This is a genomic window from Streptomyces sp. NPDC020884 (assembly GCF_044333935.1).
Lineage (GTDB): Bacteria > Actinomycetota > Actinomycetes > Streptomycetales > Streptomycetaceae > Streptomyces.
In genome coordinates, this window is the sequence record NZ_JBIRRY010000007.1 from 416,373 (window position 1) to 429,327 (window position 12,955).

The following is a 12,955-nucleotide window of genomic DNA, read 5'->3' on the forward strand; positions in this document are numbered from 1 at the left end:
GTCAGTGGTGTGCCGGGCCGGACAGCGCCGAGCCGGGGCCGTGGCGGCGCAGCAGGAGGCCGGTCACCAGGGCGCCGACGGCGAGAACGGCGGCGACCACGATCATCACGGCGAGATACGCGCCGTCGAACGCTTCGGACGCGGCGGTGACCAGCGGGGTGTTGGCCCCCGCCCCCTCGCCGGCCAGCGCGAGCGCGCTGTCGAGGCTGTCGCGCGCCCGGTCGGACACCCCTGCGGGGAGGTCGATGGTCGCGGAGTACACGGCGGTCAGCAGGCTGCCGAGGAGGGCGACCGCGACGAGGCTGCCGAATTCGTAGGACACCTCCTCGACGGACGAGGCCATGCCCGCCCTGCGGGCCGGCACGTTGCCCATGATCGCACTGGAGGCGACGGACATGGCCGCGCCGAGACCGCTGCCGGTAATGATCAGCCCGGTGACGAGGAGACCCATGCTGGTGGCGAAGTTCATCAGGACCAGCACAGTGCCCACGGTGCCGAGAGCGAGGCCTCCGGTGATGAGGGGCAGCAGGCCGACCCGGTGGAGGATCGCGCCCCCGAGCATCGCCGTGGGGAACGCGCCGACGGCGACGGCCGCGACGAGGAACCCGGCCCGCAGCGGGGTGAAACCCTCCACGAGCTGGAAGCGCTGGGTGGTGACGAGCTGGATGCCGGCGATGGCGAACAGGGAGAATCCGGCGGCCAGCACCCCCGCGAGGAAGGCCCGGTTGCGGAAGATCGCGAAGTCCAGCAGGGGATAGGGCAGGCGATGCTGACGCCGGGCGAACGTCCACCCGCCGAGCACGGCCGCGAGGACGGCGGTGGCGATGACCGCCGGGGCGGGGTCGGTCTTCGCCGTCTCCTTGATGGCCATGACGAGGCCGACCAGGGCGACGAGCGCCAGGAGCGAGGAGAGGAGGTCCCAGCGTTTCGAGGGGTCCGGGTCGTTCGGGGGAGCGAGGACCAGCGTGGCGGCGACCGCCGCGACGACGACGGGGATGTTGATGATGAAGACCGATCCCCACCAGAAGTGCTGCAACAGGATCCCGCTGATGATCGGGCCCAGCGCGCTGCCCACGACCGCCATGGTTCCCCAGATCGCGATGGCCATGTTGCGTTCGCGCTCGTCGTCGAAGGTGACGCGGATCAGGGCCAGGGTGGCGGGCATCATCGCGGCCGCCCCGACGGCGAGGAAGGCCCGTGCGGCGATCAGGGCCTCCGGGCTGGTGGAGAACGCCGCGACGAGTGAGGCCACGCCGAAGACCGCGAGGCCGATCAGGAACATCCGCCGGTGCCCCACCCGGTCACCGAGCGTGCCGCTGCCCAGCAGCAGGCCGGCCATCACCACCGGGTAGGCGTTGATGATCCAGAGCCCCTCGGAACTGCTCGCGCCGAGATCCTCCACCAGTGTCGGCAACGCCGCGTACAGGATGGAGTTGTCCAACGTGATCAACAGAAGCCCCGCGCTCACCACTGCAAGGAGCAGCCAGCGCCGCCTCGTGCTGATGATCATTTCCCTGCACCTCGCTGTGAGAACCGAACGGACCGGACGGACTCCATAACTGTACCTTTCGAAAGGTACAGTTATGGAGTCGGTCAATGACAGTTAATCCTGTCGAAACCATCAATGACAAAATAACTTGCCGTTGGTGCGGAGCCGCAGTTAAATGTGTCGCATGGACGATGTGAGGGCGATCCCGACCCCTGATCAGAGCGATGAGAACTTCTGGGCCACGGTCCTGACCCCGGTGGACCCCGCCTGGAACGAGCCCGGTGACGACGACACGTTCGCGATGGACGAGCACGTCCTCGACGCGGTCCGTGCGCTGGCGGAACGGATCTCGACCCGCGCACTGGCCTACCGCACCGCCGGCAAACCCTTCGACGCCGCACTCATGGCCGCCCCCGACGTGCAGTTGGCGGTGTTGCGGTCGCTCCACGAAGCCAAGCGGTCCGTCGACCGGCTGGCCGAGAGCGCGGCGACCGTCGCCGGGCGCGGCGGAGCCAGCTACTCCCAGCTCGGCGCGGCATGGGGCGGCATCAAGCGCCAGTCGGCCCGCCTCAAGTGGCCCCACGCGGTACCCAAGAAGTCCGCCAGCGAGTCCATCCCCCTCCACTACGCGGGCGGCGACGCCGTCATCCACCACGACCCGGGCGCCGACGCCTGGTGGTACACCGCCACGGGCGCGGACCGGCAGGAGGACGAGTCGGACGCCGTCCACGGCACCTCCGCCGAGGCCATCGCGCGGGCCACCGAGTTCCTGCTGACGCACGCCCGGCCCGCACGGCCCGGCACCGTCTGACCCAGGAGACGGCACGCTCACGCCCCCGGCGCGCCCCGGCAGGAGGGAACGGGGCGCGCCGAACGGCCTGGCGGGGATTCCCGCACCGCACTACCTTCTCCGGTGTGGATCTCTTCTCACACGCGTGGAAAGCGCTGCGCACGGCGGTCGCCGAACTGTCCGACGAGGACTTCGCGCGGCCGTCCGGCTGTGCCGGCTGGCTCGTACGGGACCTGGTGTGCCATCTGGTCATCGACGCGCAGGACGTCCTGATCACCCTGGTCACGCCCGCCGAGACGGAACCGACCCGTGACGCGGTGGCCTACTGGACCGTCGCCGCCGCGCCGCCCACCGGTGACGACCCGCTCGACGCCCTGACCGTACGGCTGGCCGCGGCGTACGAGGACCCGGCTCTGCTCACGTTCCACCTCGACGACGTCGGCTCCGCCGCCGGCCGCGCCGCCCGGCTCGCCGATCCGGACCTCCGGGTCAGCACCTGCGGGGAGGTCCTCACCGCGGGCGACTACCTCGGCGCGTACGTACTGGAGTGGACGCTGCACCACCTCGACCTGGTCATGCACCTCCCGGACGCGGTAGGGCCGCCCCCGGAAGGGCTCGCCCGCTCACGCGAGATGGTCGAGAAGATCGGCGGGGCCCCGTTCCCCGCGTCGTTCTCCGACGAGGACGTGTTGCTCGTCGGCACCGGACGGCGTGCCCCGACCGACGCCGAGACCGCCGAACTGGGGGAACTGGCCGCCGTCCTCCCGCTCGTCCTGGGCTGATGCCCCGGAGGAGCGGGCGCCTCCCTCAGTCCCCGTCGGCCGCGCAGGTGCTGTCGGCCCCGCCGGTCCCGCGGCTAAAGGACCACGCCTCGATGTCCCGGTAGCGGATCGGCCCCGGGCCGCGCCCGATGTTGCTGCCGACCAGGTGAAGGCGCCCGGCCTGCCAGCTCCGGCCGGCGAACGTGGTGAGCCCGGCGGCAGCCTCCACGGTGGCCGCGTGGTCGCCCCGGCGGGAGCGGGCCAGCGTGAGATGGGGCCGCAGCGGCCGGTCCGGGAAGGGGACGCCGCATTCCCTGACGACGGCGCGTACGGCGGTGGCGAGATCGCGCAGCCCCGCGAGGTCCCCCGCGATCCCGCTCCACAGCACCCGCTCGTCGAAGTGCCCGCCGCCGTGCAGCGCCAGCGTCAGGGGCCGTCGTCGCGCCGCGAGCCGGGCGAGCGGAGGCATCAGGGGCGGAACGGCGGTGACCGGGAGCTCGCCGAGGAACGCCAGAGTGATGTGCCAGTCCTCGACGCGGTTCCACCGCATGCGGGGGTAGGCGTCATAGGCCGGACGCAGCGCCCGCGCCAGCTCTTCCTTCGCGTCGTCGGGCGGAGCGAGCGCCAGGAACACGCGGGTCGTCGTGGCCCGGACGCGCGCGTCCGCAGGGGGGCCGGTCACGGCTTCGAGCGGTTCGTTCACCTGCCGTACCGTACGTGCCTGCCCTGCCCCCGCCACGACGCGGGGCGACAACGGCCTCGGGCCCCGGAGGGCGGAGCGGGCCGGATCTCACGCTCCGCTCAACCATGGCCAAGAGTTCGTCAAGGGAGAGCCAAGACTTGTCCGGCACGAAAAGGCTTACGTGGCCCAGGAGTTAGCGTCCGGGCGTGAAAACGACCGCACCTGTCTCGACGTCGGCGGAGCCCACCCGCCGCACGCTGCTCCGCGCCTCCGCCGCGGGAGGCGTGCTCATGGCCGGCGCCGCGCCGGTCGGCGCCGCCACCCGGACCACCGCACCGGCCCCGGCCACGCCCGCCACTCCCGCCGAAGCCCTGGCGGCGCTCGCCCAGGGCAACCGCCGCTGGCGCACCTTGCACCAGCGGCACCCGCACGAGTCGCGCACCGTGCGGCATTCGCTGGTGTCCGGCCAGAATCCCTTCGCGCTGATACTCGGCTGCATAGACTCCCGCGTTCCGCCGGAGCTGGTGTTCGACCAGGGGCTCGGCGACCTCATGACCGTACGGTCCGCCGGTGAGGTCCTGGACGAGGCGGTGCTCGGGAGCATCGCCTACGGCGTCCTGGAGCTCGGCATTCCGCTGGTTCTGGTCCTCGGACACCAGGCGTGCGGGGCCGTCGCCGCCGCCGTCCACGCCGAGGAGTCGGGCGAGCAACTGCCCGCGCACATCCAGTACGTGGCCGACCAGATCAAACCGGCGATCGACCACACCCAGCACGGCGACGCGCGCGTGGACGCCACGGTCAGCGCCCAGGTGGAGCTGGTCCGTTCGCGCCTGGCCGGCGAGCCCGACCTCGCCGCGAAGGTGGCCTCGGGAGAGCTGGAGATCGTCGGCGCGCGCTACGAACTGAACACACAGCTGGTCCACCGCGTCGGCGGATCCGCCAGGGCGGACCGACACCGCTCCAGGTGAGCCGAACCGCCGCCCGGTCGCACCCCGGCCCCGGGGCGCGACCGGGCGGCGGGGCCGGTGGCAGCCTGCCGCAGACCCGGGGGCCCCGCCCGGCGGCGTGGAAGGATGGGCGCATGGGGTCACGACTGCCGTGGGGGGACGCGTTACGCGCCGAACTGGGCGCTCCGAGGCGCTCGCGGCGGCTCAGCAGCAGCCCGCGCTCACGTGTGTGGCGTGTCGAGACGGCGGGGGCGCCGGTGGTGGTGAAGCAGATCGTCGGCGGCTCCGACGCCGACGAACGGTACGCCCGCGAAGTGGCCGCGCTGCGGCTCGCGGCCGGAACCGACCCGCCCGTGGTGCCCGCCCTGCTGAGCACCGCCCCCGAGGAGCGGGTGCTGGTCCTGGAGTATCTGGAGCACCGACGCCCCTCCGGCGACTGGATCGTCGACTACGCGGCGGCACTGGCCCATCTGCATGCCGCCGGCCGCCCCGAGCACGCCGACGTGCTGCCCCGCTGGCAGGGCCCGGACGAGGCCGACGTCGCGTCCTTCCTCGGGCTGGCCGCGGCTCTCGACGTTCCCGTCCCGCCCGCAGTCCCCGGCGAGCTGCACGACCTCGTGCACCGGCTCGGCCGGGCACCCGGCCACGCCCTCCTCCACGGCGACCCGTGCCCCGGCAACGACCTGCACACCACCGGCGGGACCAGGTTCATCGACTTCGAACAGGCCTCACTGGGCAGTGGGCTGGTCGAACTCGCCTACCTGCGCATCGGCTTCCCGACGTGCTGGTGTGTCACCACGGCACCCGCTCCGCTGCAGGAACGCGCGGAGAGCGCCTATCGCACGGCCTGGCGCACCGCGACGGGCACGGACCTCCACGGCGACCTCACCGACCCCTGCGCCGGCTGGCTGCTGCGCGGCGACGCCCTGGTCCAGAGGGCCCACCGCGGCAGCACCGATCACCTGGCCAGGATCCCGGAACGGGACTGGAAGTGGGGCACGGCGACCGCCCGGCAACGACTCGTCCACCGGCTCGGCGTCGTCGGCCCGATGACAGCCGGCCGCGACGGGCTGAGCGGGCTGAGCGCACTCTGCGCGCAGCTGCGCCGGACCATGCTCACCCGCTGGCCCACCCTCCGCCCCGTTCCCGCGCAACGCCCGTGAGGTGAGACCCGCCCACCGCACGGGGTGAGCCGCCCGGCGGCTGGAAGCCCGCTACGGGCGTCGCCGCGTGATCAGGACCGCCGGTGTACGGCGTGCACCGGTCCGGAGGAGCCCGCCCTGACCACGGCCTGAGCCGGTGCGCCCGGCCCGGCTCAGGAAACGGCTGCGGCGGCTCGTTCCGTGGCGTCATTGGCGTCCGGGGCGTCAGTCGCATCCGGGCCGGCGGGCCGCGAGGAGCTCGCCGAGGTGCGGGCGGGAGACAGGGGCCCCCGGGCCAGGACGTAGAGGAACAGGGCGGCCATGACGGCGACCCCCGCCCACATGGCGTTCTGCCAGCCGTCGACGAACGACTGCCGCGCGACGAGGACCAGTTCCTGCGCGTGGACGCCGGCGCCGTTCGCCGCCTCGACCGCGTTGGCGACGCCTTCGCGCGCGGCGTCGGCCGGGCCCTCGGGAAGGTCGGTGAGCCGGGAGTCGATGGCGCTGCGATAGCCGGCGGACAGCAGCGCACCGAGGAGGGCGACACCGAGCGCCGTGCCGAACTCCCGCGTCACGTCGTTCAGCGCGGACGCGACCCCCTGGCGCTCGCGGGGGAGCGCACTGGTGATGGCTTCGGTGGACGGCGTCATCGACAGGCCCATGCCGAGGCCCATCGCCAACATGCCGGGAAGCACGGACAGATAGCCGCCGTCCACGGAGACGATCCCGGCCATGAGCGCGAGCCCCGCGCCCGCCAGCAGGATCCCCGTGGCCATGGTCGCGCGGGCGCCGATCCGCCCGGCCAGGTGCGGCGCGAGACCCGAGGCCAGCATCATCAGGACGGCCATGGGCATGAGGGCCAGCGTGGACAGCAGCCCCGACCAGCCGAGAACGGCCTGGAGGAACGGGAAGAGGACCACGAAGATGCCCGCCTGGACCCCGAAGACCACCAGGAGGGTGATCGACCCCCCGGCCAGTCCGCGCTCGCCGAACAGGCGTACGTCCAGGAGCGCCGCGTCCCTGCGGCGCAGCTCCGCCACCACGAAGCCGACGGCGGCGAGCACTCCGACGACCAGGGCGAGCAGCGTCACGGGTGCGGTCCAGCCGCGCTCCGGTCCTTCCTGAAGGGCGAAGATGAGGCCGACCACGGCGACGACGGAGGTCAGCGCGCCGACGACGTCGAACCCGTGCCCGGACGCCTCGCGGGAATCGGGAACGGACCGCAGCGTCATGACGAGAGCGAGGGCGCCGAGTGCCGACGGCAGGACGAACAGCCACCGCCAGGTCGCCACGTCGACCAGCGCGGCGGACAGGAACATGCCCAGAACACCACCGCCTCCGGCGACCCCGGTCCACACGCCGATCGCCCGTCCCCGCTCCTTCTCGGGGAAGGTCGAGGTGATCACGGCCAGGGTGATGGGCATGATCATCGCCGCGCCCACCCCGCTGAGCAGCCGTGCGGCGAGCATGACCTCGGCCGACGGGGCGAGGCCGGCCGCCGCACTGGCCACACCGAAGACGATCAGGCCGGTCAGCAGCATGGGCTTGCGGCCGAGCCGGTCGCCGATCGCGCCCAGCGGCAGCAGGAGAGCGGCCAGGCTGAGGGTGTAGATGTTGATGATCCACAGAATCGTGCTCTGCGAGGCGTCGAAGGCGACGGCCAGGTCGGGCTGGGCGACGTTGAGCCCCGAGACCGAGGCGATGACGGCCATCAGGGCGATGCACACGGTGATCAGAATCGTGCGGCGCTGACGCGCGTCGGGCACGCCCTCACCGGACGCGCCCGGGACGCCGTCCGGATCGACGCTCACCGGGCCGGACTGGTTCGTACTCATGGATTCCTCTCGACAGGCGCGGAACATCAGGTGCGGAACAGCAGGCGCGGAACGACAGCAGGAGTGTCGGAGGCCGCCTCGATGGCCGCCTCGGTGCCGACGGAGCCGAGGTCGGTGTTCTCCGGTGCTCGGGATGCGGCAGGGGCACCAGCCATGGCGTTGCCTCCGTCCGTGCCGGGCCCTCTTCTTGGGGGCCGAACACGAACGACGCTAAACGCGGCTTGCCTCTATCGCATACGCTTATGCCTATGACGCAAGAAGATGGTGAGCTGGACAGCCTGGTACGCAAACGCATCCGCGCCCTGCGCGTGGCCCAGGGCTGGTCGCTGGAGGAGCTGGCCGCCCGCGCGAAGGTCAGTCAGTCCACGCTCAGCCGCATCGAGAACGGCCGGCGCCGCCTGGCCCTCGACCAGCTCGTCACGCTCGCCCGCGCCCTCGACACCTCGCTCGACCAGCTGGTCGAGACCGCCACCGACGACATCGTCTCCAGCCCGATGATCGACGGGGCCCGCGGTCAGATGCGGTGGCCGATCAAGGCGGAACCCGGCATGACCGTCATCCGTCAGCGCATGACCGAGCCGCCGCCCGACAGCCCCGCGCGTCTGCGCGCGCATCCGGGCCGTGAGTGGCTCGTCGTTCTCTCCGGTACCGCGACCCTGCTCCTGGGCAACCGGCGCCTGCGGATCGAGACGAACCAGGCGGCGGAGTTCCCCACGATGCTCCCGCACGCGATCGGCGCCGAGGGCGGGCCGTGCGAGGTGCTGGGCATCTTCGACCGGGACGCCCGCCGCGGTCACCAGCGAGGCGAAGGCGCGGAGAAGGGCAACCGCCCGGACCCGTCCGGGCAGAGCCCGGCGTGACGAGCGAAAGCGTGGGGTCGAAGACGCCGGTGCCGGGACCGGGGACGAGCACAGGGTGGGGCCCCGCCGATCACCAGGATCGGCGGGGCCCCACCCCGGTCCGCACGGTTCAGAGGCTCACGCGGGGTCGATGCGCGAGACGGCACCGCCGATGTTGAGTACGTACAACTCGCCGTCACCGCCCTCCACGAACGAGATGACCTCGCCGCCGCCGACTCCGAGGTCGCCGACGTCGGTCACCTCGCCGTTCTCGATCCGGAGCGTACGCAGGGTGCCGTCGCAGTAGTCGCTGAACACATAGCTCCCCTGGAGCTCCGGGAGCGCCTCGCCGCGGTAGACGAATCCGCCCGTCACCGAGCAGCCGAGGCCCGTGCGGTCGTACTCGTGGACCGGCGGGACGTGGTTCGCGGGCTCCGTGCCGCCCCGGAAGGGGTGCGTGCCCTCCATGGAGGACCAGCCGTAGTTCTCGCCGCCCTTGCTGTCCGCCGGGGCCCAGTCGATCTCCTCCCAGTCGCTCTGGCCGACGTCGCCGATCAGGAGGTCGCCGGTGCCCGCGTCGAAGGAGAACCGCCACGGGTTGCGCAGCCCGTACGACCAGATCTCGCCCTTCGCGTTCGCGTCGTCCACGAACGGGTTGTCCGCCGGGATCGCGTAGGGATCGCCGCCGCTCGGGTCGATCCGCAGCAGCTTGCCGAGCAGGGTGTCGAGCTTCTGCCCGTTGCCGTGCGGGTCGCCGCCCGAGCCGCCGTCGCCGAAGGCGATGTACAGATAGCCGTCGGGGCCGAACTTGATGTCCCCGCCGTTGTGGTTGGCGTACGGCTGCGTCTGTGAGAGGACGGTGCGCCGGGAATCCGGCTGGAGTTCACCACCCTCCACGGCGAACTCGTCGACCCTGCTGGTGCCTTCGAGGTCGGTGAACGAGATGTAGAAGTGCGCGAACGTCTTGTCGAACGCGACGCCCAGCAAGCCGCGTTCCCCGTCCGTGGTGGTCTCGTCGGAGATGTCGAGGACGGGTTCGCCGAGACCCGAGGAGTCCAGGACCCGTACGGTGCCCGCGCGTTCGGCGATCCACAGCGTGTCATCGGGTCCGGCCGTACCGGCGGACGGTCCCTGGGCCCTGGCCACTTCGGTCAGGGAGGCGGTCACCGGCTGAACCGGGGCGGCGGGCTCGTCGGCCGACGCCGTGGCCAAGGCCAGGGACGTGACGAGGCAGAGGGTGCCGATGATCGCCGAGCTTCTGGTGCGAAATTTCACCGTGGCCTCCTGGAGGCGGCGAATGGGGGGATCACCCGGCTGCTCGAGCGGAGTTGAGTGGGGGCGCGAGCCGGCAGGCAACCTGGGTGGGGGATGGTGTGGCACCGGCTACGGGTGAGGATAGAGGGACGGGTACGGTCTGGCCTAGACCAGGGCTGCGCCGCCTTCTTCTGCGACCCGCTCGCGCCTCTCCGCAAGGCGGTAGTCGGCCAATCATGGAAGCGGAGTCGACCGGGAACGTGCTCTTGCGGCTCCCTTCTCCATCGATGGGAGCGCTTCCATTCTCTCCAACTGGCCCTCCACGCAAGGTTATTGCGTTGGACTGCTTGACAGTCGTCGGAAGCCGCGCCACTTTGGGAGCGCTCCCACGGACACTCTTCCCCCACTCGAATCCCCTACCTCCTGAGCGTCACGGACCCCCAGAGCCCGTCCGTCGCTACCCACGACGGACGTATGAGAGGAGCACGGAGCCGCAATGAGAATCAGAGGAACCACCCCGCACGCACCGCGCAGAAGCGCAGTCGCCGCACTGTCCGCCCTGGTCATGGGCGCGGCACTCGCGGTGGCCGTACCCGCACCGGCGTCGGCCGCCGCCCGTGTCGACAACCCCTACACGGGCGCCACCGCGTACGTGAACCCCGACTGGTCCGCCAGGGCCGCCGCGGAACCCGGCGGCGAAGTCATCGCGGACGAGCCGTCGTTCGTCTGGATGGACCGCATCGCCGCGATCGGCGGCACACCCGGTGCGCGGGGCCTGCGCGAGCACCTCGACACGGCCGTCAGCCAGGGAGCCGACCTCTTCCAGGTCGTCATCTACAACCTGCCCGGCCGGGACTGCGCCGCACTCGCCTCCAACGGCGAACTCGGCCCCACCGAGCTCGGCCGCTACAAGGACGACTACATCGACCCCATCGCCGGCATCCTCGGCGACCCCGCCTACGCGAGTCTGCGCATCGTCACGCTCATCGAACCCGACTCGCTGCCCAACCTCGTCACCAATGCCGGCGGAACGGCCGGCTCCACGCCCGAGTGCGCCACGATGAAGGCCAACGGCAACTACGAGAAGGGCATCGGGTACGCCCTGCACACGCTCGGCGCCCTGCCCAACGTCTACAACTACGTCGATGCGGCGCATCACGGCTGGCTCGGCTGGGACTCCAACTTCGTCCCCGCGGCTGAGCAGTTCAAGAGGGCCGCCACGGTGGAAGGCGCCACGGTCTCCGACGTGCACGGCTTCATCGTGAACACGGCCAACTACTCGGCGCTCCAGGAGCCCCACTTCGCGGTGACCGACGCCGTGAACGGGGCCACGGTGCGCCAGTCCCGCTGGGTGGACTGGAACTACTACGTGGACGAGCTCTCGTTCGCCCAGGCCCTGCGCACCGAGCTGGTCCGCCAGGGCTTCGCCTCCGACCTCGGCATGCTCATCGACACCGCCCGCAACGGCTGGGGCGGCCCCTCCCGGCCTGCCGGTCCCGGACCTCTGACCAGCGTTGACGCCTATGTCGACGGCGCACGCACCGATCGCCGCATCCATGCGGGCAACTGGTGCAACCAGAGCGGCGCGGGCATCGGCGAGCGTCCCACGACCGCGCCCGCGCCCGGAATCGACGCCTACGTCTGGGCCAAGCCCCCGGGCGAGTCCGACGGCAGCAGCGAACCCGTCGACAACGACGAGGGCAAGGGCTTCGACCGGATGTGCGACCCCACGTACACCGGCAACGGCCGGAACGGCTACAACCTCACGGGCGCCCTGCCCAACTCCCCGGTGGCCGGGCACTGGTTCTCCGGACAGTTCCAGGAACTGCTGCGCAACGCCTACCCGCCGCTCGACGGCGGCCGCGTCGGCCAGTAGGACACACGAGGGCGCCGGGCCACGGCGCTCGAAGGGTGCGTGCCGCACCCGGCGGGAACGTTCCCGCCGGGTGCGTTCGCGTCGCGTGCGGCCGGGGCCCCGGGTCAGCGCACGTCGACCCGGCCGCCGGGAGGACGCCGGCGCCCACGGACATGACGGTCAGGGCCGCGAGAGCGGCCAGTCGGTGGCGGCGGGCGGATTCCAGCGGTGGGAGCGGGACGCCCCGGGGGAGACGCCGTACTCCTGCCTGAGCTGCTCGGGGATGGCGTAGTGCATCACCCGGCCGCGGGTGAGGGTGGAGAGTTCCAGGACGGTGGTGAGGTGGCCGAGGCGGTCCAGGGCCCAGGCGCCCAGCGGGGACCGGTCCTCGATGGTCTCCAGGACGCCGAGCAGGCGGGGGACGGCCTTGACGACGGTGTCCCACGAGGTGCGGGGCACCCGGAGCCAGTCGGCGCAGGTGTCACCGGTCAGATGTCGGATGAGCGCGGAGACGACCGGGTCGAAGAGGGTCCCGGGCACGACCTCCTCGTAGAGGTCGATGAGCTGTCGGGTCAGCTGCGCGCCCTCCTCGGAGGGCCCCATGTGCCGGACCATGTAGAGGTCCAGGAAGGAGCGGGCCTCGTCCAGGGTCCGGGGAGCGGCCTCCTGGTCGACACCGAGCATCGCGCCGACGACGCGCCAGGCGTAGTAATAGGCCTGCGCGCCTTCCTCCGACATATGGATGCCGAGGCGGTGCAGGCTGTCGAGCACGAGCAGCGAGAAGAACATCTGCCCGCCGATCATGTCCTCCTGACAGATCGGCCTACCGAGCGCCGCGGCGTCCCATCGGTTCTCCCGCAGGAGGTGATGGCGGATGGACGCGTGCAGGAGGCGGACCTTCTGGGCGGCGGGGAGGAAGCGGCCCCCGGCCTCGAAGGCGTCCGGCCGCATCAGGTAGACGGTGAACTGGCCTGTCTCCGCCATCCGTTTGGAGGGGTACTCCAGCCCGTGGGTGGCCGACAGAAGCTTCGCCACGTGCGGGACCACGTAGCAGGCCGGCATGGAGGCGAACGACAGCGCGGTGGAGATGTGCACGTTGTTGTCGATGAAGAACAGCCGGGCCCGCTCCATCTCCCCCCAGTCGACCCAGGCCGGCGGGGCACTGGTGGCCTGGAGGTACTCCCGGGCCACATCGGGGAGCCCGTCCGGGAGAGAAGCGCCCGCGGTGGAGACGTAACGCATCAGGGTGTTGAACTTGCCCACCTCCCCACGGTCGAAGAGCGCGGCGACGGTGGCGTCGGCCAGTTCGTCACCGCCCTGCCGCAGGGCGTTCATCGAAGCCTCGGTGTAGCTCATGACGG

At 71.6% G+C, this 12,955-nt stretch carries 11 protein-coding genes and 1 pseudogene; 6 read left to right on the top strand and 6 right to left on the bottom strand.

From position 1 onward, the window contains the following. Position 1: 1 nt before the first annotated feature. Entirely contained in the window at positions 2-1,510 is a 1,509-nt protein-coding gene (locus ACH4UK_RS23330) for an MFS transporter (RefSeq protein ID WP_398359137.1), read from the bottom strand. Between the two features lie 163 nt (positions 1,511-1,673). On the opposite strand from ACH4UK_RS23330, the gene ACH4UK_RS23335 reads away from it, so the two are divergent. Together ACH4UK_RS23335 and ACH4UK_RS23340 are read left to right on the top strand one after the other, a co-directional pair. Next, complete coding sequence (locus ACH4UK_RS23335; RefSeq protein WP_398359139.1) at positions 1,674-2,300, top strand: hypothetical protein; 627 nt, start codon at positions 1,674-1,676, stop codon at positions 2,298-2,300. A gap of 104 nt (positions 2,301-2,404) precedes the next feature. Further along, the gene (locus ACH4UK_RS23340) at positions 2,405-3,061 is read left to right on the top strand and encodes a maleylpyruvate isomerase N-terminal domain-containing protein (RefSeq protein WP_398359141.1); all 657 of its coding nucleotides are present in this window, start codon (positions 2,405-2,407) and stop codon (positions 3,059-3,061) included. 25 nt (positions 3,062-3,086) lie between these two features. Here the strand turns inward: ACH4UK_RS23340 and thpR are convergent, their stop codons facing one another. Further along, entirely contained in the window at positions 3,087-3,743 is a 657-nt protein-coding gene (thpR, locus tag ACH4UK_RS23345; protein WP_398359142.1) for an RNA 2',3'-cyclic phosphodiesterase, read from the bottom strand. Positions 3,744-3,928: 185 nt separating this feature from the next. Here thpR and ACH4UK_RS23350 point away from each other — a divergent pair, with 185 nt between their 5' ends. Both ACH4UK_RS23350 and ACH4UK_RS23355 read left to right on the top strand, forming a co-directional pair. Further along, positions 3,929-4,690 carry a carbonic anhydrase gene (locus ACH4UK_RS23350; RefSeq protein ID WP_398359144.1) on the top strand — a complete coding sequence of 254 codons (762 nt, stop codon included), beginning with the start codon at positions 3,929-3,931 and terminating at the stop codon, positions 4,688-4,690. A gap of 113 nt (positions 4,691-4,803) precedes the next feature. Further along, positions 4,804-5,832 (top strand): aminoglycoside phosphotransferase family protein, encoded by a 1,029-nt coding sequence (locus ACH4UK_RS23355; protein ID WP_398359146.1) that lies wholly within the window; start codon positions 4,804-4,806, stop codon positions 5,830-5,832. A gap of 152 nt (positions 5,833-5,984) precedes the next feature. Here ACH4UK_RS23355 and ACH4UK_RS23360 read toward each other — a convergent pair whose 3' ends face one another. Together ACH4UK_RS23360 and ACH4UK_RS23365 are read right to left on the bottom strand one after the other, a co-directional pair. Then, entirely contained in the window at positions 5,985-7,646 is a 1,662-nt protein-coding gene (locus tag ACH4UK_RS23360; RefSeq protein ID WP_398359148.1) for an MFS transporter, read from the bottom strand. Between the two features lie 26 nt (positions 7,647-7,672). After that, positions 7,673-7,801 (bottom strand): hypothetical protein, encoded by a 129-nt coding sequence (locus ACH4UK_RS23365; RefSeq protein WP_398359150.1) that lies wholly within the window; start codon positions 7,799-7,801, stop codon positions 7,673-7,675. 93 nt (positions 7,802-7,894) lie between these two features. Between ACH4UK_RS23365 and ACH4UK_RS23370 the strand changes: the two genes are divergently transcribed. Next, positions 7,895-8,506 (top strand): helix-turn-helix domain-containing protein, encoded by a 612-nt coding sequence (locus tag ACH4UK_RS23370; protein ID WP_398359152.1) that lies wholly within the window; start codon positions 7,895-7,897, stop codon positions 8,504-8,506. Positions 8,507-8,623: 117 nt separating this feature from the next. Here the strand turns inward: ACH4UK_RS23370 and ACH4UK_RS23375 are convergent, their stop codons facing one another. After that, positions 8,624-9,760 carry a PQQ-dependent sugar dehydrogenase gene (locus ACH4UK_RS23375; RefSeq protein ID WP_398359154.1) on the bottom strand — a complete coding sequence of 379 codons (1,137 nt, stop codon included), beginning with the start codon at positions 9,758-9,760 and terminating at the stop codon, positions 8,624-8,626. Positions 9,761-10,235: 475 nt separating this feature from the next. On the opposite strand from ACH4UK_RS23375, the pseudogene ACH4UK_RS23380 reads away from it, so the two are divergent. After that, a pseudogene (locus tag ACH4UK_RS23380) lies at positions 10,236-11,600 on the top strand (glycoside hydrolase family 6 protein); the annotation flags it as partial. A gap of 174 nt (positions 11,601-11,774) precedes the next feature. On the opposite strand, the gene ACH4UK_RS23385 reads toward ACH4UK_RS23380, so the two are convergent. Continuing rightward, on the bottom strand, positions 11,775-12,950 hold the full coding sequence (locus ACH4UK_RS23385; protein ID WP_398359156.1) for an oxygenase MpaB family protein: 1,176 nt from the start codon (positions 12,948-12,950) through the stop codon (positions 11,775-11,777). Between the last annotated feature and the right edge of the window lie 5 nt (positions 12,951-12,955).

Bases quoted from the DNA above. Each gene is read 5' to 3' on its own strand.
- ACH4UK_RS23365 (WP_398359150.1), bottom strand. From the start codon at position 7,801: ATGGCTGGTGCCCCTGCCGCATCCCGAGCACCGGAGAACACCGACCTC.
- ACH4UK_RS23330 (WP_398359137.1), bottom strand. From the start codon at position 1,510: ATGATCATCAGCACGAGGCGGCGCTGGCTGCTCCTTGCAGTGGTGAGC.
- ACH4UK_RS23355 (WP_398359146.1), top strand. From the start codon at position 4,804: ATGGGGTCACGACTGCCGTGGGGGGACGCGTTACGCGCCGAACTGGGC.
- ACH4UK_RS23360 (WP_398359148.1), bottom strand. From the start codon at position 7,646: ATGAGTACGAACCAGTCCGGCCCGGTGAGCGTCGATCCGGACGGCGTC.
- ACH4UK_RS23335 (WP_398359139.1), top strand. From the start codon at position 1,674: ATGGACGATGTGAGGGCGATCCCGACCCCTGATCAGAGCGATGAGAAC.
- ACH4UK_RS23370 (WP_398359152.1), top strand. From the start codon at position 7,895: ATGACGCAAGAAGATGGTGAGCTGGACAGCCTGGTACGCAAACGCATC.
- ACH4UK_RS23385 (WP_398359156.1), bottom strand. From the start codon at position 12,950: ATGAGCTACACCGAGGCTTCGATGAACGCCCTGCGGCAGGGCGGTGAC.